26 protein-coding genes and 1 tRNA gene are annotated in these 22,612 nt (G+C 67.5%); 19 read left to right on the top strand and 8 right to left on the bottom strand.

Going from position 1 to position 22,612, the window contains the following annotated elements; genetic code table 11:
- Position 1 precedes the first annotated feature (1 nt).
- The 3 genes from ACM2ZB_RS10050 (at position 2) to ACM2ZB_RS10040 (ending at position 1,534) form a co-directional block, all read left to right on the top strand.
- Positions 2–322, top strand: coding sequence for a YbaB/EbfC family nucleoid-associated protein (locus tag ACM2ZB_RS10050; protein ID WP_313434941.1), 321 nt, complete (start codon positions 2–4; stop codon positions 320–322).
- A gap of 171 nt (positions 323–493) precedes the next feature.
- Positions 494–1,093 carry a recombination mediator RecR gene (gene recR, locus ACM2ZB_RS10045; RefSeq protein WP_313434943.1) on the top strand — a complete coding sequence of 200 codons (600 nt, stop codon included), beginning with the start codon at positions 494–496 and terminating at the stop codon, positions 1,091–1,093.
- A gap of 81 nt (positions 1,094–1,174) precedes the next feature.
- Positions 1,175–1,534 (top strand): histidine triad nucleotide-binding protein, encoded by a 360-nt coding sequence (locus ACM2ZB_RS10040; RefSeq protein ID WP_313434945.1) that lies wholly within the window; start codon positions 1,175–1,177, stop codon positions 1,532–1,534.
- 88 nt (positions 1,535–1,622) lie between these two features.
- On the opposite strand, the gene ACM2ZB_RS10035 is transcribed toward ACM2ZB_RS10040, so the two are convergent.
- From ACM2ZB_RS10035 to ACM2ZB_RS10020, 4 genes are read right to left on the bottom strand one after another with little or no spacing between them, the layout of a single operon-like run.
- The gene (locus ACM2ZB_RS10035; protein WP_313434947.1) at positions 1,623–2,150 is read right to left on the bottom strand and encodes a Slp family lipoprotein; all 528 of its coding nucleotides are present in this window, start codon (positions 2,148–2,150) and stop codon (positions 1,623–1,625) included.
- A complete protein-coding gene (locus ACM2ZB_RS10030; protein ID WP_416058380.1) occupies positions 2,147–4,096 on the bottom strand; it encodes a transglutaminaseTgpA domain-containing protein in 1,950 nt (649 codons plus the stop codon). The genes ACM2ZB_RS10035 and ACM2ZB_RS10030 overlap by 4 nt, the downstream gene beginning before the upstream one ends.
- Positions 4,089–5,033 (bottom strand): DUF58 domain-containing protein, encoded by a 945-nt coding sequence (locus ACM2ZB_RS10025; protein ID WP_416058379.1) that lies wholly within the window; start codon positions 5,031–5,033, stop codon positions 4,089–4,091. The genes ACM2ZB_RS10030 and ACM2ZB_RS10025 overlap by 8 nt, the downstream gene beginning before the upstream one ends.
- A 2-nt stretch (positions 5,034–5,035) precedes the next feature.
- Positions 5,036–5,989, bottom strand: coding sequence for an AAA family ATPase (locus tag ACM2ZB_RS10020; protein WP_416058378.1), 954 nt, complete (start codon positions 5,987–5,989; stop codon positions 5,036–5,038).
- A gap of 43 nt (positions 5,990–6,032) precedes the next feature.
- Between ACM2ZB_RS10020 and ACM2ZB_RS10015 the strand changes: the two genes are divergently transcribed.
- Positions 6,033–7,871, top strand: coding sequence for a glycosyltransferase family 39 protein (locus ACM2ZB_RS10015; RefSeq protein WP_416058377.1), 1,839 nt, complete (start codon positions 6,033–6,035; stop codon positions 7,869–7,871).
- Between the two features lie 175 nt (positions 7,872–8,046).
- Here the strand turns inward: ACM2ZB_RS10015 and ACM2ZB_RS10010 are convergent, their stop codons facing one another.
- Positions 8,047–8,619, bottom strand: coding sequence for a Maf family protein (locus ACM2ZB_RS10010; protein WP_416058376.1), 573 nt, complete (start codon positions 8,617–8,619; stop codon positions 8,047–8,049).
- 114 nt (positions 8,620–8,733) lie between these two features.
- On the opposite strand from ACM2ZB_RS10010, the gene ACM2ZB_RS10005 reads away from it, so the two are divergent.
- From ACM2ZB_RS10005 to ACM2ZB_RS09935, 15 genes are all read left to right on the top strand, one after another.
- Positions 8,734–9,243 (top strand): YceD family protein, encoded by a 510-nt coding sequence (locus ACM2ZB_RS10005; RefSeq protein ID WP_416058375.1) that lies wholly within the window; start codon positions 8,734–8,736, stop codon positions 9,241–9,243.
- 107 nt (positions 9,244–9,350) lie between these two features.
- Positions 9,351–9,545 carry a 50S ribosomal protein L32 gene (rpmF, locus tag ACM2ZB_RS10000; RefSeq protein WP_004154640.1) on the top strand — a complete coding sequence of 65 codons (195 nt, stop codon included), beginning with the start codon at positions 9,351–9,353 and terminating at the stop codon, positions 9,543–9,545.
- A gap of 90 nt (positions 9,546–9,635) precedes the next feature.
- Positions 9,636–10,616: a beta-ketoacyl-ACP synthase III gene (locus ACM2ZB_RS09995; RefSeq protein ID WP_416058374.1), complete on the top strand. Its 981-nt coding sequence runs from the start codon at positions 9,636–9,638 to the stop codon at positions 10,614–10,616.
- A 74-nt stretch (positions 10,617–10,690) separates the two neighbouring features.
- Positions 10,691–11,473 carry a serine/threonine protein phosphatase gene (locus ACM2ZB_RS09990; RefSeq protein WP_416058373.1) on the top strand — a complete coding sequence of 261 codons (783 nt, stop codon included), beginning with the start codon at positions 10,691–10,693 and terminating at the stop codon, positions 11,471–11,473.
- A gap of 188 nt (positions 11,474–11,661) precedes the next feature.
- Positions 11,662–12,606, top strand: coding sequence for an ACP S-malonyltransferase (gene fabD, locus ACM2ZB_RS09985; protein WP_416058372.1), 945 nt, complete (start codon positions 11,662–11,664; stop codon positions 12,604–12,606).
- A gap of 81 nt (positions 12,607–12,687) precedes the next feature.
- Positions 12,688–13,431 carry a 3-oxoacyl-ACP reductase FabG gene (gene fabG / locus ACM2ZB_RS09980; RefSeq protein ID WP_200751390.1) on the top strand — a complete coding sequence of 248 codons (744 nt, stop codon included), beginning with the start codon at positions 12,688–12,690 and terminating at the stop codon, positions 13,429–13,431.
- A 153-nt stretch (positions 13,432–13,584) separates the two neighbouring features.
- Positions 13,585–13,824 carry an acyl carrier protein gene (gene acpP, locus ACM2ZB_RS09975; RefSeq protein ID WP_005415509.1) on the top strand — a complete coding sequence of 80 codons (240 nt, stop codon included), beginning with the start codon at positions 13,585–13,587 and terminating at the stop codon, positions 13,822–13,824.
- A 142-nt stretch (positions 13,825–13,966) separates the two neighbouring features.
- Positions 13,967–15,229: a beta-ketoacyl-ACP synthase II gene (fabF, locus tag ACM2ZB_RS09970; protein ID WP_416058371.1), complete on the top strand. Its 1,263-nt coding sequence runs from the start codon at positions 13,967–13,969 to the stop codon at positions 15,227–15,229.
- Positions 15,230–15,386: 157 nt separating this feature from the next.
- Positions 15,387–16,751: an aminodeoxychorismate synthase component I gene (locus ACM2ZB_RS09965; protein WP_416058539.1), complete on the top strand. Its 1,365-nt coding sequence runs from the start codon at positions 15,387–15,389 to the stop codon at positions 16,749–16,751.
- Positions 16,752–16,988: 237 nt separating this feature from the next.
- Positions 16,989–18,050, top strand: coding sequence for an endolytic transglycosylase MltG (mltG, locus tag ACM2ZB_RS09960; RefSeq protein ID WP_416058370.1), 1,062 nt, complete (start codon positions 16,989–16,991; stop codon positions 18,048–18,050).
- Complete coding sequence (gene tmk, locus ACM2ZB_RS09955) at positions 18,047–18,712, top strand: dTMP kinase (RefSeq protein WP_416058369.1); 666 nt, start codon at positions 18,047–18,049, stop codon at positions 18,710–18,712. The genes mltG and tmk overlap by 4 nt, the downstream gene beginning before the upstream one ends.
- Positions 18,709–19,665 (top strand): DNA polymerase III subunit delta', encoded by a 957-nt coding sequence (locus ACM2ZB_RS09950; protein ID WP_416058368.1) that lies wholly within the window; start codon positions 18,709–18,711, stop codon positions 19,663–19,665. The genes tmk and ACM2ZB_RS09950 overlap by 4 nt, the downstream gene beginning before the upstream one ends.
- Positions 19,662–20,015: a PilZ domain-containing protein gene (locus ACM2ZB_RS09945; RefSeq protein ID WP_313434978.1), complete on the top strand. Its 354-nt coding sequence runs from the start codon at positions 19,662–19,664 to the stop codon at positions 20,013–20,015. Before ACM2ZB_RS09950 ends, ACM2ZB_RS09945 begins: the two co-directional genes overlap by 4 nt.
- Before the next feature lie 161 nt (positions 20,016–20,176).
- A tRNA-Val gene (locus tag ACM2ZB_RS09940) sits at positions 20,177–20,251 on the top strand.
- Between the two features lie 216 nt (positions 20,252–20,467).
- Complete coding sequence (locus ACM2ZB_RS09935) at positions 20,468–20,848, top strand: tautomerase family protein (protein ID WP_313434980.1); 381 nt, start codon at positions 20,468–20,470, stop codon at positions 20,846–20,848.
- A gap of 31 nt (positions 20,849–20,879) precedes the next feature.
- On the opposite strand, the gene ACM2ZB_RS09930 is transcribed toward ACM2ZB_RS09935, so the two are convergent.
- From ACM2ZB_RS09930 to ACM2ZB_RS09920, 3 genes are read right to left on the bottom strand one after another with little or no spacing between them, the layout of a single operon-like run.
- Positions 20,880–21,953 carry a phage late control D family protein gene (locus tag ACM2ZB_RS09930; RefSeq protein WP_416058367.1) on the bottom strand — a complete coding sequence of 358 codons (1,074 nt, stop codon included), beginning with the start codon at positions 21,951–21,953 and terminating at the stop codon, positions 20,880–20,882.
- On the bottom strand, positions 21,944–22,159 hold the full coding sequence (locus ACM2ZB_RS09925; RefSeq protein ID WP_313434984.1) for a tail protein X: 216 nt from the start codon (positions 22,157–22,159) through the stop codon (positions 21,944–21,946). The genes ACM2ZB_RS09930 and ACM2ZB_RS09925 overlap by 10 nt, the downstream gene beginning before the upstream one ends.
- Positions 22,143–22,610, bottom strand: a complete 468-nt coding sequence (locus ACM2ZB_RS09920; protein WP_313434986.1) for a phage tail protein — start codon at positions 22,608–22,610, stop codon at positions 22,143–22,145. Before ACM2ZB_RS09920 ends, ACM2ZB_RS09925 begins: the two co-directional genes overlap by 17 nt.
- Positions 22,611–22,612 lie beyond the last annotated feature (2 nt).

Raw genomic sequence — 22,612 nt, 5'->3', positions numbered from 1 at the left:
TATGCGCGGCAATATCGCCCAACTGATGCAGCAGGCCCAGAAGATGCAGGAAAACCTGCAGAAGGCCCAGGAAGAAATCGCCAAGATCGAAGTGACCGGCAGCGCCGGTGGCGGCATGGTCAGCGTGACCCTGACCGGCGCCAAGGAGTGCCGCAAGGTGCGCATCGATCCGTCGCTGACCAGCGACCCGGAAATGCTGGAAGACCTGATCGCTGCCGCCTTCAACGATGCCTCGAACAAGATCGACGTGGAATCCAAGTCGAAGATGGGTTCGGCCACCGCCGGCATGCAGCTGCCGCCGGGCATGAAGATGCCGTTCTGATGTCCAGCGTGGTACCCGTGCAACCGGGTGCCACGGATTCTGTAGAGTCAAGCTTGCTCGACTGTTCCAACCTTCAGTCGAGCATGGCTCGACTCTACAAACAGCTGTCGGGCATGGCTCGACTCTACAAACAGCTGTCGAGCGTGCTCGACGCAATGAAAGCATGCCGCCGTGTCTGCACCCCTGCTTGAACAATTGATCGACGCACTGCGGGTGCTGCCTGGCGTCGGCCAGAAGACCGCGCAGCGCATGGCCTACCACCTGCTCGAGCGTGAGCGCGAAGGTGGCCAGCGGCTGGCCGAAGCGCTGGCGCTGGCCGTTGAACGCATCGGCCACTGCGCGCAGTGCCGCGATTTCAGCGAAAGCGAGCTGTGCCCGACCTGCGCCAACACCAGCCGCGAGCGCAGCCAGCTGTGCGTGGTCGAATCGCCGGCCGACCGTCTGGCGATCGAGAACGCCACCGGCTTCCGTGGGGTGTACTTCGTGCTGCAGGGAAGGCTGTCGCCGCTGGATGGCATCGGCCCGCGCGAGCTTGGCCTGGAACAGCTGGAACAGCGCCTGGCGCAGGGCGAAGTGCAGGAGCTGATCATCGCCACCAGTGCCACCGTGGAAGGCGAGGCGACCGCGCATTACCTGGCCCAGCTGGCGCGCGCGCGCCAGGTGCAGCCGAGCCGGTTGGCCCAGGGCCTGCCGCTGGGCGGCGAACTGGAGTACGTGGACCGCGGCACCCTGTCCCACGCCTTCGGCACCCGCAGCGAATTCCGCGACTGATCGGCCACTTCGTGCGCGTCATCACGCGCGTGTGGCAGGGGTGGTTGCATACAATGCCGGGTCACCCCGCCGAGGCCGACCATGAGCACCGAAACCCTCTTCAGCAAGATCATCCGTCGCGAGATCCCGGCCACCATCGTCTATGAGGATGACGAGGTGCTGGGCTTCAAGGACATCGCGCCGCAGGCGCCGGTGCACGTGCTGTTCATTCCGAAGAACGAGATCATTCCGACCCTGGATGACCTGCAGCCCTCGCAGGCGCACCTGATCGGCAAGCTGGCCCTGGCCGCGGCTGACTATGCCCGCCGTGAAGGCCTGGCCCAGGACGGCTACCGCATCGTGATGAACTGCCGCGAGCATGCCGGGCAGACCGTGTTCCATATCCACATGCACCTGCTGGCCGGTGCGCCGCTGGGGCATTTCGGTACGCCGGGGCGTTGAGGCAAGCCTCACCCTCCAGGCCCTGCGTGGACGGGTACGAAAAAGGCCGCCCGAAGGCGGCCTTTCCGTCATGCGCTGCGGGGCGCGATCACCACCAGCCCCAGCGACCATAGCCGCCCCAGTACGGGCCCGGGCCCCACGGGCCATAGGGACCATAGGGGTAGGGCACCACGTCCACCTGGCGCTGTTCCGGCCACAGGTAGATCACGTCGGCGGCCAGCTTGGGCAGGCGGTAGTCGTAATCACCAATGCGGGTGTTGGCGTAACCATCGATCTTGCCGATGAAGGTCACGTCGCGACCGGCCTCGAACACGGCCGGGTCGTAGAAGCCGGCACGGCAGGCGATGAAGCGGCCGTCGCTGGCGTCGGACGAGGTGGTGTTCGGGCGGCCGCTGCCGTTGAGCGGGCGCGAGATCATCTCGAAGCAGGTCTCGCCCTGGCCGGGCTTGGTTTCGATGATGCGGCCGCCCCAGCGCACCGGGGTGCCGACCTGCTGGGTGTTGACCGAGTCGCGCGGGGATACGACGCTGAACTGCCCCTGCAGCGGCTTGGGGGCCGTGGCGCAGGCCGACAGGGCCAGCGTGGCCATGGCAGTAAGAAGGAACTTGGTGTTCATGAAGAGGCTCCGGAAGTCGGGCGATGCCTGCGCAGGTCCCGCAATAATGGGGCGAGCTCGGTACGAGTGCCAGCGTAGCGCGCTTCGGCGAAACGCTGGCTGAGTGCGATCAGGGCCGGGTCGGGGCGCTGGGCGTGGACCCGCTGCGCCCAGGCCAGGGCCGGTTCGTGGGTTTCGCGGCCCAGGCCAAGGCGCACATAGCGCTGGCCCAGCCGGTGCCAGGCGCGCAGCAGGGGATCGCGTTCGCGTTCGCCGCGGGCCAGCAGCCACGCCATCCAGCCCAGCGCCAGCAACGCGGTGGTCACGAACCCGGCCAGCAGCTGTCCAGGTTTCAGGTCGTCCAGGCCCAAGGGCTGCAGCAGGCGGGTCTGGCTGTTCGCGTCAAAGGACAGCACCAGATCATTCCAGCCCCGGCGCAGCCAGTCGCCCACCTGGCCCATCTGCAGCCAACGCTGCTGCAGGCCCGCGTCGGGACCGTCCTGCAAACGGCTCTCCAGCGTGTCCAGGATGCGCTCGGGCGCGACTGCGGCGGTCGGGTCCACCCGTACCCAGCCGCGCTGCGGCAGCCAGACCTCGGCCCAGGCGTGGGCATCCATGCGTCGCACCACCCAGTAGTCGCCGATGCGGTTGCGGGTGCCGCCGGCGAAGCCGGTGACCACGCGCGCGGGGATGCCGGCATTGCGCATGAGCACCACGAAGGCCGAACTGAAGTGCTGGCAGAAGCCGGCCTTGTAGTCGAAGAGGAACGCATCGACCGGGTCGCGGCCGGCGACCGGGCTGTCCAGCGTGTAGGAGAAGTCGGCCGTGATCCAGGTCAGCGCGCGGCGCACCACGGCGGCGTCATCGCTGCCTGCTTCCTGCCGCCACTGCCGGGCCAGGGTTGCCGTGCGCGGGTTGAAGTTGTCCGGCAACTGCAGCGCGGCCTGGCGCTGGTAGGCCGACAGTTCGCTGTCGAAACGCGTGGACGGCGCCGAATGCAGGCGCCAGCGGGTCAGCGCCGACAGGTTGCTCTGGCTGGCCAGGCTCATTTCGGCATTGAGCTGGCTGCCTTCGGGGGCGGCGGTGGGCAGGTCCAGCGCCACCAGCAGGCGGCGGTCGGTGGGTTCGTAGTCGATCTGGTAATCCCAGCCCTTGCCCTGGTAGGCCACGTTGGCAGGCGGCATGCGGTCCGCCGCACGGTCGCGGCGCCAGACGTGGCCATCGAAGCGGGTCAGCACCGGGCCGCGCCAGTAGCGCTGTTCCGGTACGGGCACCGCGCCGAAGAACTTCACGCGCAGCGCCGGAGTGTCATCGGCCATCAGGTCCAGCCACTGGTCCGGTTCCATCGTGTCGGACAGGCCGGGCGCACTCACCGCGCGGTCGGGGATGCCCCACAGCGGGGTGTCCAGCCGCGGGAACAACCAGAAGCAGGCCAGTGCCAGCGGCAGGCCGATCAGCAGCAGGCGGCCGACGCCACGCAGCTGGCCGCGCAGCGGTACCGGTGCGCTGCGGCCCTCGCCCTGCGCCAGCCGCTGCAGGGCGAGCAGGGCGCTGATGCCGGCCAGTGCGGCCAGCACTGTGGTCAACGGCCCCTGGTCGAGCAGGAAGGCAGCGAACGGGGCGAACAGGGAAAAGCCCAGCAGGCTGCGCGCATCGCGCAGGCTGCGCAGCTCGCTGGACTTGATCGCCAGCATCGCGGCCAGCAGCGCACAGCCGGTATCGCGGCCGGGCCGCACCGCGCCCATCTGCCAGACGATGGCCGCAAGCATGGCCATCACCAGCAGCAGGCGCACGGGGATGGGCAGCACGCGCCGCTGCGACAGCGCGGCGGTGGCGAGGGCGGTCACGGCGATCAGGACCGCCAGCATCTCCGGCAACTGCAGCAGCAGCGGCAGCAGGGCCAGGGCCGCGCTGGCCAGGGTCCAGCCGCGCGCGTTGCGGTCCAGCAGAAGGGCGGGCTCAGTCATGCGGCATCAACGCCAGCGCCCGCAGGCACAGATGGTGGTGGCCGGCACCTTGGCCGGGACCAATGGCCGGCTGCAGGGGCAGCCGCAGGGTATAGCGCCGGCCTTCGCGCTCGGCATCGTCCACCCAGCGCGCCAGGCGCGAAATGCGGGCTTCGGTCGACAGCGATGGCAGTGCGCGCCAATCCAGCACCACCTCGATGCCGACCGGCTTCTCGTATTCGCGCACCAGCAGCGTGTCGCGCCGCGCCGAGTGCTTCCAGGCGATGGTGCGCGGCGGGTCGCCGGCGCGGTAAGGGCGAAGCTGGTGCAGTTCTTCGCCGCTGGCATGGGCGCGGGTGTGCAGCGGGTCGCTGCCCTGCTCGGGCAGGGGCGGTGCATGTGATTCGGCCACCGGGTAGACCAGCAGTGGTTGCTCGGGCCAGACCCACGACCAGGCACGCACCAGCCCCAGTGGCTGGGTGCTGGACAGGCGCATGCGCGGCAGGTCCAGCCAGCCCCGCCGTTCGGTGGGAATGTCCAGTTCCACTTCGCCACGCCCCTGCGCGGGCAGGTCGGTCCAGGCCTGGCTGTCGCCCACCTGCAGTTCCAGTCCGTGCCGCGCACGCGGGTCGCGCAGCGACAGGTCCACGCGCAGGCGCAGCGGCTGGCCGGCGGCGACCGGTTCGGCCGAGATTGCATCGACCTGCACCCCGGACAGCTGCAGGTGCGCGGCGATGGTGCTGGCGATGGCTGCCGCAGCCAGCAGCAGGGCCAGCAACAGGGCCGGGTTGTTGTTGTAGTTCAGTGCACCCAGCAGCATTGCTGCCAGCAGCACCGCCACGAACAGCCCGAAGCGGGTGGGCAGCACATAGATGCGGCGGCGATCGAGCCGCTGCGGCAATGCCTCGGGCGCGCGCGGCCGCGCCAGTTGCCATAGTCGGGAGCCGCGTGTGGCCATGCTCAGTCGACCGCGACGGACTGCAGGATGGCGCGTGCCAGCGCCGGTCCCGAACTCGATTCGGCTTCGCCCACCAGGCGGTGCCCGGCCACGGCGACGAACAGAGTCTGCACGTCTTCGGGAACCACGTGGCCACGGCCCAGCAGCAGCGCATGTGCCTTGGCCGCGCGCAGCAGGGCCAGGCCGGCACGCGGCGACAGGCCCACGCGCACGCCGGCATGCTGGCGGCTGCGGGTCAGCAGCGCCTGCACGTAATCCACCAGTGCGTCGCTGACATGGATCTGGCCGACGGCATCGCGCAGCTGGCGCACCTGGTTGTCGTCCAGCTGCGGTAGCGCGCGGGCGATCAGGTCGCGGCGGTCGGTGCCACGCAGCAGCTCGCGTTCGGCCTGCGGGCTGGGATAGCCCATCGCCAGGCGCAGCAGGAAGCGGTCCAGCTGCGAATCGGGCAGCGGGAAGGTGCCGGACAGGTCAACCGGGTTCTGCGTGGCGATGACGAAGAACGGGTCGGGCAGGGGATGGGTCTGCCCATCGAGGGTTACCTGCTGCTCGGCCATGGCTTCCAGCAGCGCGCTCTGCGTGCGCGGCGGCGCGCGGTTGATCTCGTCGGCCAGCAGCACATGCGAAAACACCGGGCCGGGATGGAACTGGAACTGGCGGCTGCCGGCGTCGTACACCGACACGCCCAGCACATCGGCCGGCAGCAGATCGGAGGTGAACTGCACGCGCTGGAAGTTCAGGCCCAGGCTGCTGGCCAGTGCGTGGGCCAGCGTGGTCTTGCCCAGGCCGGGCAGGTCTTCGATGAGCAGGTGCCCACCGGACAGCAGGGCGACGAAAGCCAGCCTGACTTCCGGCACCTTGCCGAGCACCAGTGCATTGACCTGATCCTGTGCGTTGCGCAGGGACTGGCGCAGTTGATCGGTTAGCATGCTGGGCATGGGGGACGAAGCTGTCATGATCGTCTCACGTTGGGAACCTCTCGATTCTATCCATAGAGCAATGCAGGGCGAACAGCGCGCACGCACGATATTTTTCTGGTTATGGACGCTCGTCACAGCGGCCAAGCTGTTTGTGGCCGCACGCCTGCCGTTGTTCGTGGACGAAGCGTTCTACTGGCAGGAAGGCCAGCACCTGGCTGCGGCGTACTCGGATCTGCCGGGGCTGACGGCCTGGCTGGCGCGGTTGGGCGTGGAAATCGGCGGCCAGCACGTGCTGGCGTTGCGCCTGCCATTCCTGGCCATTGGCGCGTTGCTGCCGGTGCTGGTCGTGCGCATTGCTACGCGCTGGTTCGGCAATGTGGCCGGCTGGCAGGCGGGCAGCCTGACCCTGCTGATGCCCTTGTCGGCCACCGTGGGCCTGCTGGCTGTACCGGATGTGCCGATGGCGCTGGCGGCGGTGCTGTGCCTGGATGCGGGCGCGCGCCTGCTGCGCAATGTAGATGCTTCCTCCGCGGTGAAGCTGGGCCTGGGCCTGCTGATTGGCGCGCTCAGCCATTACCGCTTCATCGGGGTGATCGGTGTGGGCTTCATCGCCCTGCTGGCGCTGCCGCAGGGGCGCCGCATGCTGGCAGACCCGCGCGTGTGGGTGGCGCTGGCGGTGGGCGTGTTGGCCTGGTTGCCGTTGCTGGCCTGGAATGCGGACAACCATGATGCCGGCCTGAAGTTCCAGGTGGTCGAGCGCCACCCGTGGTCCTTTGAATGGCAGGGGCTGTGGTTCCTGGTGATCCAGCCGATGCTGGTCACCCCCATCCTGTGCATCGCGATGTGGAAGGTGGCGCTGGCCGGAACGCGCAGTGGCGGCGGTGCGCGCGTGCAATGGCGTTATTTCGGCCTGGTGGGCGGCGTGTCGACGCTGGGCATCTTCCTGCTGGGCTTCTTCACCGATGTCGAGCGCATCAGTTTCCATTGGCCGCTGCCGGGCTACCTGGCGCTGCTGGTGGCGGTGCCGGTCGTGCTCAATGGCTGGCCGCGCTGGCTGCGCCGTACCGGCTGGTGGCTGGCGGGCGCGGGCATGACGCTTGCATTTGGCTATTACCTGATGGCGTCCACGCCGTCGCTGCGCGAGCAGTTGGCCGGTGACAAGTACTACCCGCGCAATTTTGCTGGCTGGCAGCCGCTGGCAGCTGCGGTGCGCGAGGAACTGCAGCAGATGCCGAAGGGCACGCAGGTGCTGGCCGGCAATTTCAAGGTGGGTGCCGAGCTGGGCTTCCAGCTGGGAGATGCGGATATCCAGGTGCTGCCGCATCCGCTCAACGACAAGCATGGCCGCACCGCGCAGCTGGCGCAGTGGGAACAGATCCACGAAGGCGAGCGCGCGGGGCCGATGCTGCTGGTGCTCTCGCCCAGCGACCAGCGCTTCCGCGATCTGGTGCCGCGCTACCACGCCATCTGCGAACAGGTCGGGCCCCTGCCGCCGCCACGGGTGGTCAGCAACGACCATGGTTTCCAGCGTTTCCTGTTGTTCCGCCTGCCTGCGCAGCGCACGCAGGGGCCGTGCGTGACGCCGGCGGTGGCCTATCTGGATTCGCCAGGCAACGGCGAACAGGTGTCCGGCGTGCTTGCGGTGAAGGGCTGGGCGTTCAAGGATGGTGTCGGCCTGGCGCGCGTTGAGGTGCGGGTGGACGGGCGGCCGGTGGGCGACGCGCAGTACGGCCGCGAACTGGATATCCGCCCGCTGTGGCCGATGTCCAATGACCCGCAGCACCCGCACGCCGGTTTTGATGCCAGCGTCGATACGCGCACGCTGTCACCCGGCCGGCACTGGCTGGGCCTGCGCCTGCATGGCCGCGATGGCAGCGTGGAAGACTGGCAGGAGCAGCCGTTCGAGGTGGAGCGGTAATCCCTTGTAGAGTCGAGCCATGCTCGACTTCGCCCCTTGTAGAGCCGAGCCATGCTCGACTTCGCCCCTTGTAGAGCCGAGCCCACGCTCGACTTCGCCCCTTGTAGAGCCGAGCCCACGCTCGGCTGGATGTTCGATGCAGTCGAGCATGGCTCGACTCTACAAAGCCGGTGCCTTACGGCACGGCGAAGCCGGCCTGGCGCAGCAGCCCGCACAGTGCGATCAACGGCAGGCCGATCAGTGCGGTCGGGTCGTTGTTGTCGATGGCCTCGAACAGGCTGATGCCAAGGCCCTCGCACTTGAAGCTGCCGGCGCAGTCCAGCGGCTGCTCGATGGCCACATAGCGGGCGATCTCCTGCGCCTGCAGCGCGCGGAAGCGCACTTCGGTCAGGTCAATGGCGCTGAATGATTCTCCGCCGCAGGTGAGACTGATCGCCGTGTGGAAGCGCACGGTCTGTCCGGACATTGCCGCCAGCTGCGCGCAGGCGGCCTCGACCGTGCCGGGCTTGCCCAGCGGCTGGCCGTTCAGGTCCGCCACCTGGTCCGAGCCGATCACCCAGGTACCGGGGTGCCGCGCGGCCACTTCGGCGGCCTTGGCCGCCGCCAGCCGCATGGCGAGCGGCAGGGGCGCCTCGCCTGGCTGCGGGGTCTCGTCCACATCCGGGCGTGCGCAGTCGAAGGGCAGGCCCAGGCGCTGCAGCAGCTCGCGCCGGTAGCGGGACGTGGAGGCCAGGAGCAGGGCGGGCATGCGACAATTCCGGGGCAGGGCGCGGCAGTCTGGCCCTGTGCGGACGCCTCCGGCAAGCCCCTGTATGGCGGGTATTTGACAGCGGCGGTCCCGATCCTTAGTATTCAGCGGCTTATGTCCGCGAACGTGCCCGAAACGCTGGATGCCTGGCGGATGGTTGTAGCGCGAAGGCGCTTCGACGGCCAGGTACCCTTGGCTGAATTGACCCGCCTGCAGGGCTTGGTCGCCGATACCGACGGTGAGTGCAATTACTCGCTTGAATTCGGTCGCGACGACGTCTTGCGGGTATCCTATGTGGAACTGACCATCGATACCGCGTTGCCGCTGACCTGTCAGCGCAGCATGCAGCGATTCCTGTTGCCGGTGAAGATGACCCAGAGGCTTGGCCTGATCCGCGACGAGGACGAGGAATCGTCCCTGCCGGAGGAATACGAGGCGTTGCTGGTGCCGGAAGATGGCCAGCTACGTCCGTTGGACCTGGTCGAGGACGAGCTGGTGCTGGCAGTGCCGGTGGTACCGCTGTCGCCCGACGGTGAAGCGGTCGACCAGGACTGGGCGCCGAGCGAAGAAGAATCGAAGCAGGCCAACCCGTTCGCGGCGTTGGCGGCACTGAAGAAACAATAGCAGCCGGGTGTCGTCGGCGGCTGCGGCGAAAGCGAAAAGTGTGCTGGGCGCTGACGCCCTGCGCGACGATACGACGAAGCAAATCGAACCGAGTTTGGAGCAATCCCATGGCTGTCCAGAAATCCCGTGTTACCCCGTCCCGCCGCGGTATGCGCCGTGCGCATGACGCCCTGAGCGCCAAGCAGCTGTCGACCGACCCGACCACCGGCGAAGTGCACCTGCGTCACCACATCACTGCCGACGGTTTCTACCGCGGCAAGAAGGTCATCCAGACCAAGACCTCGGCCGTCGAAGAAGATTGATGTGCCGGGAAGGCCGCTGCCCCCGGGCAGCGGCCTTTGCCTTCTTCCCGGGCATGCCGGTGATCGGCAGCCTGCGCAACAGGAAACATGATGAGCAAGCGGATCTACTCGAGGATCGCGGGCACCGGTAGCTATTTGCCGGAAAAAGTCCTGACCAACGCCGACCTGGAAAAAATGGTCGAAACCTCGGACGAGTGGATCCAGACGCGCACCGGTATTCGTGAACGGCACATCGCGGCCGAAGGCGAGACCACCAGTGACCTCGGCTACCAGGCCGCGTTGCGTGCGCTTGAAGCGGCCGGTATCGACGCTTCCCAGCTCGACATGATCGTGGTCGGTACGACCACCCCTGACCTTATTTTCCCGTCCACCGCATGCCTGATCCAGGCCAAGCTCGGTGCGTCGGGCTGCCCCGCCTTCGACGTCAACGCGGCCTGCTCGGGCTTCGTGTTCGCGCTCAGCGTGGCCGACAAGTTCATCCGTTCCGGTGATGCCCGCTACGTGCTGGTCATCGGCGCCGAAACCCTCACCCGCATCGTCGACTGGGAAGACCGCACCACCTGCGTGCTGTTCGGCGACGGTGCCGGCGCGGTCGTGCTCAAGGCCGACGAAGAGACCGGCATCCTCAGCACCCACCTGCATTCCGATGGCAGCAAGAAAGAGCTGCTGTGGAACCCGGTAGGCGTGTCGGTCGGTTTCAAGGATGGCAGCGGCAACGGCGGCGGCACCATCAACATGAAGGGCAACGACGTGTTCAAGTACGCCGTCAAGGCGCTGGACTCGGTCGTGGACGAAACCCTGGAGGCCAATGGCCTGGGCAAGTCCGACCTGGATTGGCTGATCCCGCACCAGGCTAACCTGCGCATCATCGAAGCCACCGCCAAGCGCCTGGACATGTCGATGGACCAGGTGGTGGTCACCGTGGACAAGCATGGCAACACCTCGTCCGGCTCGGTGCCGCTGGCGCTGGACGCCGCGGTGCGTTCGGGCAAGGTCGAGCGCGGCCAGCTGCTGCTGCTGGAAGCCTTCGGTGGCGGCTTCACGTGGGGTTCGGCTCTGCTGCGCTATTGATAGCGTAGTTACGACAACGTGAAGTCTGTCGTTACGGCCCCTCTGGGGCCGTAACGCGTTTCAGGAGATCCGTCATGGTTGAGCCCATCGTCATTGAAGGGCAGCGCGCCTGGCTGAAGCAGTACGGCAAAGGAAGCCGAGCATTCGCCCTGGGCCTGCTCAATTTCATCGCCCGCCGCTTCCAGCTTGATGCGCTGCGCCCGCCGCCGCACCGTGGTGGTGATGCAGCGCGCGAGACCGAAGCCCGTCGCCTGGGCGAGCTGCATGCGCAGGGTGTGAACGTGCCCGAAGTGATCGGCAGCGGCCATGCCGCGCTGGTGATCGGCGACAACGGTGGTTCCTTCAATACCTGCCTGCGCGAAGCCGATGATGCCGGTCGTGACCGGCTGGTGGCGGCCGCGATGAAGGCCCTCGCCGAGGCCCACGGCCGTGGCGCGTATTTCGGCCAGCCGGTGCCGCGCAACCTCACCTGGGACGGCCAGAACGTGGGCTTCATCGATTTCGAGGAAGACCCGCTGGAAGTGATGGACCTGGCCGAGGCGCAGGCGCGCGACTGGCTGATGTTCGGCTACGGCGTGGCCAAGTATTACGCCGACCGCCCGCAGCACCTGCAGGCGATGATGGCCGAGGCCATGGATGGCGTGCAGGCGCCGGTACGCGCGCACGTGCATTCGGTCAGTGGCCGGCTGCAGGGCCTGGCCCGTGTCTGCATGAAGCTGGGCCGCTCGGCGCGCGCGCTGGCGCAATCGATCTTCATCACCCATGGCGCCACCACGCTGGGCCTGATCATGGTGGTGGGGCTGTGCGTGGACTGGTTCGCCGATGGCGAGCTCGACATCCTGCAGCTGTTCTGCTGATCGCATCCGCCGGGCATGGCCCGGCGCTACCGGACCCGTTCGCGGGGCAGGGGTCAGAGCCCTTTTCCGGTGGAAAAGGGATCCGACCCCGTCCTGGGTCCATACGCCCTGCATACGCGCACGTACAGACGACACGGGGGATTCGCCCTTATCATGGCCCGCTTCGATTGCAACAAGCGGATGACCGCGTGACCGTATCCACCCTCGCTTTTGTCTTCCCCGGTCAGGGCTCGCAGTCCGTGGGCATGCTGGCCGAGCTGGCCGAGCTGCACCCGCAGGTGCGTGAAGCCTTCACCGAAGCATCCGATGGTGCCGGCGTCGACCTGTGGGCGCTGTCCCAGGGTGGCCCGGAGGAAATGCTCAACCGTACCGAATACACCCAGCCGGCCCTGCTGGCAGCGAGCATCGGCGCGTGGCGCGCCTGGAACGCCGTCGGCGGTCCGCGCCCGTCGGTGCTGGCTGGCCACAGCCTGGGCGAGTACACCGCCCTGGTCGCCGCCGGTGCGCTCAGCCTGCACGACGGTGCGCACCTGGTGCGCCTGCGCGGCCAGCTGATGCAGGAGGCTGCTCCGGCCGGCGTCGGCGCCATGGCCGCCGTGCTTGGCGCCGAGGACCAGCTGGTGCTGGACGTCTGCGCTGAAGCCGCAGGCAGCCAGGTGGTGGTGCCGGCCAACTTCAACTCGCCGGGCCAGATCGTTATCGGCGGCGATGCCGACGCGGTCGACCGCGCGCTGGCGCTGCTGGCCGAGAAGGGCGTGCGCAAGGCGGTGAAGCTGGCCGTCAGCGTCCCCTCGCACACCCCGCTGATGCGCGAAGCCGCCAACCGTCTGGCCGAAGTGATGGCCGGCCTGTCCTGGCAGGTGCCGCAGCTGCCGGTGGTGCAGAACGTCGATGCCAAGGTGCACGACGGCGTCGACGCCATCCGTACCGCGCTGGTGCAGCAGCTGTACCAGCCGGTGCAGTGGACCGGTTGCGTGCAGGCCCTGGCCGCCCGTGGCATCACCCAGATCGCCGAGTGCGGTCCGGGCAAGGTGCTCACCGGCCTGGTCAAGCGCATCGACAAGGCCATCGACGGCCGTTCCCTGGCCACCCCGGGCGACTTCGAAGGCGCCCGCGAGGCGTGGTCGGCCTGATCCCCCTGTTCCTGCCGACCGTGCCGGTGGCCGCTGCAAGCGGCACGGGCGCGGTCGCTGCCCACGTCTGAGGACAACATCATGAGCAAGCCCCTGCAGGGTGAAATCGCACTGGTCACTGGCGCCAGCCGTGGCATTGGTGCCGCCATCGCCGATCTGCTGGCCGCCCAGGGCGCCACCGTCATCGGCACCGCCACCACCGACTCCGGCGCTGCCGCGATCGGCGAACGCCTGGCCGCCCACGGTGGCCACGGCCGTGCGCTGAACGTCACCGACGCCGCCGCGCTGGACAGCGTGCTGGACGGCATCGCCAAGGAATTCGGCGCGATCTCGATCCTGGTCAACAACGCCGGCATCACCCGCGACAACCTGCTGATGCGCATGAAGGAAGACGATTGGGCGTCGATCATCGACACCAACCTGACCAGCGTGTTCCGCACCAGCAAGGCCGTCATGCGCGGCATGATGAAGGCGCGCAAGGGCCGCATCATCAACATCGCATCGGTGGTGGGCGTGACCGGCAATGCCGGCCAGGCCAACTACGCCGCTGCCAAGGCCGGCATCATCGGTTTCAGCAAGTCGCTGGCCAAGGAAATCGGCTCGCGCGGCGTCACCGTCAATGTCGTCGCCCCCGGCTTCATCGATACCGACATGACCAAGGCGCTGCCGGAAGAAGCCCGCACCGCCCTGATCAACGATATCGCCCTCGAACGCCTGGGTTCGCCGGAGGACATCGCCCATGCGGTGGCCTTCCTGGCCAGCCCGGCGGCCGGCTACATCACCGGCGAAACCCTCCATGTGAACGGCGGCATGTACATGCCGTAAGCAAGGGGCGCAGGGATTGCGCCGCAAGTGGTTGATCTGCGACGTTTTTTGCACCCATGCAAGGCTGCGCCGGTTTCCACTACACTATCCCACGGCCATCGCCATCCGATGGCGATCACTTTTGAACCACTACTCCATCTGGAGCGATACCCCATGAGCACCATCGAAGAACGCGTCAAGAAAATCGTCGTCGAACAGCTTGGCGTCAAGGAAGAAGAAGTCACCAACAGCGCATCGTTCGTCGATGACCTGGGCGCTGACTCGCTGGACACCGTTGAGCTGGTGATGGCCCTGGAAGAAGAATTCGAGTGCGAGATCCCGGACGAAGAAGCCGAGAAGATCAGCACCGTGCAGGCCGCCATCGACTACATCAAGGCCCACGTCAAGGCCTGATGTCAGACGGCAGTGCGCGTGCGGGTTCCGCTCGCCGCGCACCGCACCCCATGGGGCCGCAGTTGCGGCCCCGTGTGTTTGAGCATCACACCGAAGCAAACCGAGTTGCCCGTTGAAACCATCCGGGCCAGGAGAATCAGCAATGAAGCGTCGCGTCGTCGTAACCGGCCTGGGTATCGTCTCGCCGTTGGGCAATGATCTGGCCAGCAGCTGGGAAGGCATCACCCATGGTCGTTCGGGCATCGGTCCGCTGACCAACGTTTCTGATGCCTACCTGGATCGGTTCACCACCAAGATTGCAGGTGAGGTCAAAGGATTCGACATCACCGCCGACAACGAACAGTTCGGCAAGTTCCGGGTCAGCGGCAAGGATGCCAAGAAGATGGACCCGTTCATCCATTACGGCCTCGGTGCCTCCTTCATGGCCCTGAATGATTCGGGCCTGGAAATCACCGAAGCCAATGCCGAGCGCATCGGCGCCATCGTCGGCGCCGGCATCGGCGGCCTGCTGGGCATTGAAGAGCAGACCATCGAGTTCCACGAGGGCAGGAAGATCTCGCCCTTCTACGTGCCCAAGACCATCATCAACATGCTGCCGGGCCAGCTGAGCATCATCACCGGCCTGAAGGGCCCGTCGTTCTCGGCGGTGTCGGCCTGCGCCACCTCGAACCATTCGATCGGCACCGCCATGCGCATGATCCAGTACGGCGATGCGGACGTGATGGTGGTCGGTGGTGCCGAGCGTGGCTCCTCGCCGACCGCCCTGGGCGGCTTCTGCGCGATGAAGGCCATGAGCACCCGCAACGACGCCCCGGAACAGGCCTCGCGCCCGTGGGACAAGGACCGTGACGGCTTCGTGCTGGGTGACGGCGCCGGCATCCTGATCCTGGAAGAGTACGAGCACGCCAAGGCCCGCGGCGCGAAGATCTACTGCGAACTGGCCGGCTTCGGCGCCAGCTCCGACGCGTACCACATGACCGCGCCGAGCGAGAACGGCGAAGGCGCTGCCCGCTGCATGGCCATGGCCATGCGCGATGCCGGCGTGACCCCGGAACAGGTCGGTTACCTCAACGCGCACGGCACCTCCACGCCGCTGGGCGACCTGGGCGAAACCATGGCCATGAAGACCGCCTTCGGCGACCACGCCTACAAGATGATGGTCAGCTCCACCAAGTCGATGACCGGCCACCTGCTGGGCGCCGCCGGCGGCGTGGAAGCGATCTTCTCGGTGATGGCGCTGCAGGACAACATCATTCCGCCGACCATCAACCTGGAACAGCCGAGCGAAGGCTGTGACCTGGATTACGTGCCCAACGAAGCACGCCAGGCCAAGGTGGACGTGGTGATGTCCAATGGCTTCGGCTTTGGCGGCACCAATGGCACGCTGATCTTCAAGCGCGTCTGACCGAGGCTGTGGAGTCGAGCCATGCTCGACTCCGCCGTTGTGTAGAGTCGAGCCATGCTCGACTGAACGTGCAACCCAGTCGAGCATGGCTCGACTCTACATGCGAAGAAGCCGCCGCAAGGCGGCTTCCGCGCATCTGAACCCCGACCTGGCCGCCATGACCCACGCCCCGCTGATCCACCCGCTGCCGCACCCGATCGACCTGCTGGCCCTGCAGCAGCACGACCCGGCGCGTTTCCCGCTGCTGATGGAATCCACCGCCTCGGGCACCGCCCAGGGCCGTTGGAGCCTGCTGCTGGCCGCACAGGGCGATTGCCTGCGGCTGGACGCCGACGGCCAGGTGCGCGACCAGCACGACGCCGTGCAGCCGGGCAGCTTCCTGCAGGTGCTGGACCGCGCCTGGCAGGCCGCGCGCCTGCCGCACGATGGCAGCCACAGCCTGCCGTTCCGTGGCGGCTGGGCGCTGATGCTGGACTACGAAGTGGCCAGCCAGATCGAAACGGTGCTGCCGGCGCGTGCGCGCGACGACGGCCGCCCGACCGCACTGGCCCTGCGCTGCCCGGCCGCGCTGCTGCACGACCACGAGAGCGACGCCAGCTTCGTCATCGCCGAGGCGGGCGAACAGGCCCTGCTGGATGCGCTGCTGGCACAGGCCACGGCCGCGCTGCCCGAAGCGGGGCAGGGCTGGCAGCCGCCGCAGTCGGTGGGCGAGGACGCGCCGCAGCGCTTCACCGACGGCGTGCGCCGGGTGATCGACTACCTGCGCGCCGGCGATGTGTTCCAGGTGAACCTGTCGCGGCGCTGGAGCGCGCAGTTCGCTGCGCCGGTCAGCCCGCAGGCGCTGTACGCGCAGCTGCGCCGTGCCAACCCGGCACCGTTCGCCGGGCTTTTCACCGCGCACGGCCGCCACGTGGTCAGTTCATCGCCCGAACGCCTGGTCTCGGTGCATGCCGGCCATGCGCAGACCCGGCCGATTGCCGGCACCCGCCCGCGCTTCGACGGCGATGATGACGCCGCGCGCATCCAGGAGCTGGTGGGCCACCCCAAGGAACGCGCCGAACACGTGATGCTGATCGACCTGGAGCGCAACGATCTGGGCCGAATCTGCCTGCCCGGCACCGTGGTGGTCGATGAGTTGATGACGGTGGAAAGCTACGCGCACGTGCACCACATCGTCAGCAACGTCAGCGGCCACCTGCGCCCCGAAGTGACCCCGGGCGAGGTGATCGCCGCGACCTTCCCGGGTGGCACCATCACCGGCTGCCCCAAGGTGCGCTGCATGCAGATCATCAGCGAACTTGAACAGGTGCCGCGCGGTGCCTATACCGGCGCATTCGGCTGGCTGAACCGCGATGGCGACCTGGACCTGAACATCCTCATCCGCACCGCCGAAGTGGACGGGCACGAGGTGAGCTTCCGCACCGGTGCCGGCATCGTGGTCGACTCGGACCCGGACAAGGAACTGGACGAGACCCGCGCCAAGGCCCGCGGCCTGCTGCGGGCGCTGGGCCAGCAGGGGTAATCGATCGCCCCCGCCGGGCATGGCCCGGCGCTACCGACGGTTCATCCACGCATGGCGTGGCTCCACTGCCGGTAGTAGATCCACACCATGCGTGGATGAATCGCCATGGGATCGCCCGGAGTCGGTAGCGCCGGGCCATGCCCGGCGAGCGAAGCGGGGTCGGGCGCCACCCCGGTCATGACCCCACACCACCCAGCACGGTATCCTGCACGGCGGAATCGCATTCAGAGGTAGTCCATGGCGGGAGCCAAGCGCGGGTGTCTGTTCGTGGTAACGCTGGTGGTGGTGCTGGCCGCCGTGCTGGCCGGCGCGGGCGCGTGGTTCTTCTACCAGCAGAGCCAGTTCGCAGACCGCCACATCACCCCGTCCGCCGACAGCGTGGTCATCGCCAGCGGCGATGGCCTGAACAGCGTGCTGCGCAAGCTGCGCGACGCCGGCGTGGACGAGGGCCAGGACACCCAGTGGCAGCTGCTGGCCCGCCAGCTGGATGCTGCCGGCAAGCTGAAGGTGGGCGAGTACGCCCTCGACAGCAGCCTGACCCCGCGCGAGCTGCTGCTGCGCATGCGCGCCGGCAAGGTGCTGCAGCACCGCGTCACGATCGTGGAAGGCTGGAACATCCGGCAGGTGCGCGCCGCGCTCAAGCGCGCCGAGCCGCTGCTGCACACCACCGACACCCTGAATGATGCCGCGCTGATGCAGCGGCTGGGCTTCGGCGGCCAGCACCCGGAAGGCCGCTTCCTGCCCGAGACCTATGTCTACCAGCGCGGCGACAGTGACATGGACGTGCTCAAGCGCGCCCATGCCGCGATGGAAAAGGCGCTGGACGAGGCCTGGGAACGCCGCGCGGCTGATCTGCCGATCAACAGCCCGTACGAGCTCCTGACGATGGCGTCGATCATCGAAAAGGAAACCGCCCTGGCCAGCGAGCGCCCGCAGATTGCCGGGGTGTTCATGCGCCGCCTGAAGATCGGCATGCGCCTGCAGACCGACCCGACCGTGATCTACGGTATCGGCGCGGCCTACGACGGCAACATCCGCCGCCGTGACCTGACCACCGATACGCCCTACAACACCTATACCCGTGCGGGCCTGACCCCGACCCCGATCGCCATGCCCAGCCGCGATGCGCTGATGGCCGCCGCACAGCCGGCCGCCGGTGATGCGCTGTACTTCGTCGCCGTGGGCGATGGCAGCGGCGCGCACGTGTTCTCGCCCAGCCTGGACAAGCACAACGCCGCCGTAGCCCGCTACCTGCAGCAGCTGCGCCAGCAACGCACCAAGGAGACCCCGGCGCAATGAGTCCCGCGCTGCTTCGCCACCCGCGTTTCGTCAGCCTGGAAGGCGGCGAGGGCGCGGGCAAGACCACGGCCATCAACGCCATCCGCGATTGCCTGCGCAGCCACGGCCACGAGGTGGTGCTGACCCGCGAGCCGGGCGGCACGCCGCTGGCCGAGCGCATCCGCGGCCTGGTGCTGAAGCCCGACGACGAAATCGCCGCCGAGCCGCTCAGTGCCGAAGCCGAGTTGCTGCTGGTGTTCGCCGCGCGTGCCCAGCACGTGCGCCAGGTCATCCAGCCGGCCCTGCAGCGCGGCGCCTATGTGCTGAGCGACCGCTTCACCGATTCCAGCTATGCCTATCAGGGCGGTGGCCGCGGCCTGGACCCGCAGTGGATCGCCGACCTGGAGCGCCGCGCCGTCGGTCTGCTGCCGGGCCTGACCCTGCTGCTGGATGTGGACGTGGCCGTGGGCCGCGCGCGTGCCAATGGCCGCGATCTGTGGCCGGACCGCATCGAAAGCGAGCAGGACGATTTCTTCCAGCGCGTGCGCGAAGTGTTCCGCAGCCGCGCCCAGCAGGATCCGCAACGCTTCGCGCTGATCGATGCCGGCCAGGTGCAGCAACGCGTGGCCGCCGACGTGGTGGTCAGCGTCGAGCGCTGGCTGCAGGCGGGGGAGGGCGCATGAGCGGTTTCTCGCCCTGGCAGCAGCGCGCGTTCGACCAGACCGTGGCCGCACTCGATGCCGACCGCCTGGGCCATGGCCTGCTGATCTGCGGCCCGGCCGGGCTGGGCAAGCGTGAGGTTGCGCTGGCCCTGGCCGACCACGTGCTGGCCCGTGGCGATGCCGCGCATGCCACGCGCACCCGCCAGCTGATCGCCGCCGGCACCCACCCGGACCTGCAGCTGGTCAGCTTCATTCCGAACAAGAGTGGCGACAAGCTGCGCACCGAGATCGTGATCGAGCAGGTGCGCGAGATCACCAACAAGCTGGCGCTGACCCCGCAGTACGGCGTGGCCCAGGTGGTGATCGTCGACCCGGCCGATGCGATCAACCGTTCGGCCGCCAACGCGCTGCTGAAGACGCTGGAAGAGCCACAGCCCGGGCGTTACCTGTGGCTGATCAGCAGCGACCCGGCACGCCTGCCGCAGACCGTGCGCAGCCGCTGCCAGCGCCTGGAGTTCAAGCTGCCGCCGCGCGATGAAGCGATGGCCTGGCTGCAGCAGCAGGGGCACAGCGAAGCATCGGCGCGCGAAGCGCTGGAGGCTGCACGCGGCCACCCCGGCCAGGCCGACAACTGGCTGCGCGAAGACGGCCTGAGCCTGCGCCGTGAAGTAGGCCGCGAGCTGGAGCAGCTGGCCGCCGGCAAGACCGGCGCGGTGGAGCTGGCGCAGAAGTGGTGTGGCGATGAGAACGCGGCCCTGCGCCTGCGCTTTGCCGCCGATCTGGCACTGGCCCAGGCCAGCACCGACGCCTTGACCGCGCCGGACCGATTGCACAAGCTTGCAGCCTGGTTCGACGCTGCCAACCGCACCCGCGACCTGCTGCGCACCACGGTGCGTGCAGACCTTGCGGTGGTCGAGTTGCTGCTGGCCTGGAACAAGGTGAACGAGCGGCCTGCCGCAAGGGGAAATCGATGAGTGCCAGCAACGCCCGCCAGGGCATCCTGTCCCTGGCTGTGAAGGACAAAGCCGCGCTGTACAGCGCCTACATGCCGTTCGTGAAGAACGGTGGCATCTTCGTGCCCACGCCCAAGCGCTATTTCCTGGGGGACGAGGTGTTCCTGCTGCTGACCCTGCCCGAATCCAGCGAACGCCTGCCGGTGGCCGGCAAGGTGATCTGGGTGACACCGGCCGGCGCACAGGGCAACCGCGTGGCCGGCATCGGCGTGCAGCTTGCCGACGGCCAGGAGGGCGAGACCGTGCGCCACAAGATCGAGACCCTGCTGGCTGGCCTGACCAGCTCGGACAAGCCGACCCACACGATGTAACGGGGCACGGATCGCCGTCCCCTCAATACACCCGTGAACCGCTGTTCTGTAGAGTCGAGCCATGCTCGACTGCAGGCCCCGAAAACACCCGTGAACACCAATGTGAAAAAGTGTTGACGGCCTCTGAAAAGCCCCTATAATGAGCGGCTCAGCAACACACCGGGCGGTTAGCTCAGCGGTAGAGCATTGCCTTCACACGGCAAGGGTCACAGGTTCGATCCCTGTACCGCCCACCATGTTGCAGAACGAAAAAAGCCTCCAGCGATGGGGGCTTTTTTGTTGTCTGGCGCTGCGCCGCCTTGTCGGTGCAGCCGGGTGCATGGCGATGATCTCGATGCCCGACGTGCCATGGATGAAGGCAGTGGGTTCCATCCATGCGCTGTCCCAGCATTCCTCGTGGGCGTAGTCTCGGGCCATTGTCGTGTCCCCCGGCCACCCTTGGAGTTTCCGCCATGCCGCTCGCCCGCATCGATCTTCGCAAAGGCAAAACCGCTGATTACCGCCAGCAGGTCGGTGAAGTGATCTACCAGGCCATGCGCGCGGTAGGCGTGCCGGAAAACGATCGCTTCCAGATCTTCCAGGAACACGAGCCCGGCACGCTCATCTACGACGCCGGCTATCTGGGCGTGGACCGCACCGACGACTTCATCTGCATCCAGATCACCTGGAACGAAGGCCGCACACTGGAACAGAAGAAGGCGTTGTACCTGGGCATCGCCAATGGCCTGCACGCGGCGGTGGGCATCCGCCGCGAGGATGTGTTCATCAACCTGGTGGAAGTGAAGAAGGAAAACTGGTCGTTCGGCAACGGCGTGGCCCAGTACGTCAGTTGATGCGCCACGCGCGTGCACGCATGGCGTGGACCTACACCTCGCTGCCCACCTGTTCGCCCTCGGCCACGGCTGCGCTGCTGGCCGCCTGCACGCCTTCGGCGCTGTTGGGCTGCTCGCACTCGATGCGGGTCACATAGCCCTCGTTGCCCAGGTTGTGCTCGGCGCTCTTGACCAGCCATGACCCGTCCACGCCCTCGCGGAAGCCCTGCATGATGACGGTTGCCTCGGCCATCAGCGTTTCGCGGCCGGGCAGCGTGTAGGTCAGCGTGCGCTTCTGTCGCGCGTTTTGCAGATGTCGGGCGCGCGCCGCAGCTTCGGCGGTTTCGCGGTCGGCGTAGGCCATGCGCAGGCGCACGATGGGCTCGCCGGAGCCAACCTTCACCTCCTGGCGCTTGGCACCACGCACATCGCGGTAGTAGGCGATGGTGGTGCCCGCGTCTTCGCGTGCAGTAATGCTCACCTGGTAGGCGCTGCCATCGGCCGGAGTGAGGACGACATCCGGAATGCGCTCGCCGCCGGCGGTGGTCGATTCGCCGCGCTTGACCATCAGCAGGCGCCCGCCACCGGGCTTGGCGATGGCGTCGTACTGCTTGGCCAGGCGCAGCAGCAGGTTCATGTCCGACTCCTGCGACTGCACGGTGAGCGGCAGCACGATGCTGGCCAGCGCTTCGCTTACCGCAGCCGCCAGGCCGTGCTCAGCAGCCATGCGCTCCACCATGCCGCCCAGGGTCGTGCCCTTCTTCCAGGTGCGGGTCTTCTGGGTCTGCAGATCGCTCTTGCCGCCTTTGCTGGCTTCGAACGGTGCCGCACGCGCGCGCAGCATCATGCTGCCCGGGTAACCGGAAATCTGCACTTCATCGCAGATGTACAGACCCATGCGCCGCACCTGGCCGTCGTAGCCGATGAAGGCTTCCAGCTCGGCGCCCAGCGGCGGCAGCTGGATCGGATCGGACGGATCGTGGTCGGCCAGGTGCAGTTCCAGCATGTCCGAACTGATGCCGGTCTCGTCGGTGATGCGCAGGGACTTCAGGCGCGATGTGATCTTGTCGGTGATGTCCTCGTTGTTGGCCACCACCTTGAAGCTCGGTGCGATGTTCAATCCCACAGGGCCACCCCCTTGCGTTCGCTGGCCGGGCGCTGCACGTCGGGCAGGGTGATCGCCACGCCTGCGCCCAGCACCGGGCCACGGGCGGCCAAGCCCGGGTTGGCGTCGAACACGGCACGCAGGATGGCCGGTGATTGTTCGCCGTAGTGCGCATAGGCGATACGGTCGACGACGTCGCCGTCGCGGGTGTTATACGTTCGTGCCATCACTGTGCTTCCGCAGGGAGAGGGTGAATTCGTGCCGCTGGACCTCGGCGTCGGCCGTGAATCCGGAGGCGGTGGTGTCGATCTTCTCGATGACCCACAGCCCCAGGTTTCCGCCCTTGCCGGTCAGCAGCCGCTGTGGCTCGCCCTGCGCGGCCATGCTGCGCAGCTGCGAGAGCTCGTTGCCGGTACCACGGAACGGGTAGTGGATGACGCCAGGCAGGGTCAGGGTGGTCTTGCCTGGGCCGGTGTACTGCAGGGCATCCATCTGCCCGATGCGGTCCTGTGCAGCCCAGCCATACTCGTTGCTCTGCTGCAGCGTCTGGAACACCGCGGTGTTGAGGCTGAACTTGAAGCCACCCAGCATCAACAGCACCGGCGCGTTGCCGGAATCGTTGGTTTTGAACTGCGACAGCAGCTTGTCTACTGTCCCGGTTACGAACTCGCGCTTCATGA

This window comes from Stenotrophomonas maltophilia, assembly GCF_047782825.1.
Taxonomy (GTDB): domain Bacteria; phylum Pseudomonadota; class Gammaproteobacteria; order Xanthomonadales; family Xanthomonadaceae; genus Stenotrophomonas.
This window is presented reverse-complemented; position numbering and strand designations above follow the sequence as displayed.

Bases quoted from the DNA above. Each gene is read 5' to 3' on its own strand.
- ACM2ZB_RS10035 (WP_313434947.1), bottom strand. From the start codon at position 2,150: ATGAACACCAAGTTCCTTCTTACTGCCATGGCCACGCTGGCCCTGTCG.
- fabG (WP_200751390.1), top strand. From the start codon at position 12,688: ATGAGCAAGCCCCTGCAGGGTGAAATCGCACTGGTCACTGGCGCCAGC.
- ACM2ZB_RS10010 (WP_416058376.1), bottom strand. From the start codon at position 8,619: ATGCCCGCCCTGCTCCTGGCCTCCACGTCCCGCTACCGGCGCGAGCTG.
- rpmF (WP_004154640.1), top strand. From the start codon at position 9,351: ATGGCTGTCCAGAAATCCCGTGTTACCCCGTCCCGCCGCGGTATGCGC.
- ACM2ZB_RS10050 (WP_313434941.1), top strand. From the start codon at position 2: ATGCGCGGCAATATCGCCCAACTGATGCAGCAGGCCCAGAAGATGCAG.
- ACM2ZB_RS09990 (WP_416058373.1), top strand. From the start codon at position 10,691: ATGGTTGAGCCCATCGTCATTGAAGGGCAGCGCGCCTGGCTGAAGCAG.
- ACM2ZB_RS10020 (WP_416058378.1), bottom strand. From the start codon at position 5,989: ATGACAGCTTCGTCCCCCATGCCCAGCATGCTAACCGATCAACTGCGC.
- ACM2ZB_RS10025 (WP_416058379.1), bottom strand. From the start codon at position 5,033: ATGGCCACACGCGGCTCCCGACTATGGCAACTGGCGCGGCCGCGCGCG.
- ACM2ZB_RS09965 (WP_416058539.1), top strand. From the start codon at position 15,387: ATGACCCACGCCCCGCTGATCCACCCGCTGCCGCACCCGATCGACCTG.
- ACM2ZB_RS10030 (WP_416058380.1), bottom strand. From the start codon at position 4,096: ATGACTGAGCCCGCCCTTCTGCTGGACCGCAACGCGCGCGGCTGGACC.
- ACM2ZB_RS09995 (WP_416058374.1), top strand. From the start codon at position 9,636: ATGAGCAAGCGGATCTACTCGAGGATCGCGGGCACCGGTAGCTATTTG.
- ACM2ZB_RS09950 (WP_416058368.1), top strand. From the start codon at position 18,709: ATGAGCGGTTTCTCGCCCTGGCAGCAGCGCGCGTTCGACCAGACCGTG.
- tmk (WP_416058369.1), top strand. From the start codon at position 18,047: ATGAGTCCCGCGCTGCTTCGCCACCCGCGTTTCGTCAGCCTGGAAGGC.
- ACM2ZB_RS10015 (WP_416058377.1), top strand. From the start codon at position 6,033: ATGCAGGGCGAACAGCGCGCACGCACGATATTTTTCTGGTTATGGACG.
- ACM2ZB_RS09945 (WP_313434978.1), top strand. From the start codon at position 19,662: ATGAGTGCCAGCAACGCCCGCCAGGGCATCCTGTCCCTGGCTGTGAAG.
- mltG (WP_416058370.1), top strand. From the start codon at position 16,989: ATGGCGGGAGCCAAGCGCGGGTGTCTGTTCGTGGTAACGCTGGTGGTG.
- acpP (WP_005415509.1), top strand. From the start codon at position 13,585: ATGAGCACCATCGAAGAACGCGTCAAGAAAATCGTCGTCGAACAGCTT.
- ACM2ZB_RS10040 (WP_313434945.1), top strand. From the start codon at position 1,175: ATGAGCACCGAAACCCTCTTCAGCAAGATCATCCGTCGCGAGATCCCG.
- fabF (WP_416058371.1), top strand. From the start codon at position 13,967: ATGAAGCGTCGCGTCGTCGTAACCGGCCTGGGTATCGTCTCGCCGTTG.
- ACM2ZB_RS09920 (WP_313434986.1), bottom strand. From the start codon at position 22,610: ATGAAGCGCGAGTTCGTAACCGGGACAGTAGACAAGCTGCTGTCGCAG.
- ACM2ZB_RS09925 (WP_313434984.1), bottom strand. From the start codon at position 22,159: ATGGCACGAACGTATAACACCCGCGACGGCGACGTCGTCGACCGTATC.
- ACM2ZB_RS10005 (WP_416058375.1), top strand. From the start codon at position 8,734: ATGTCCGCGAACGTGCCCGAAACGCTGGATGCCTGGCGGATGGTTGTA.
- ACM2ZB_RS09935 (WP_313434980.1), top strand. From the start codon at position 20,468: ATGCCGCTCGCCCGCATCGATCTTCGCAAAGGCAAAACCGCTGATTAC.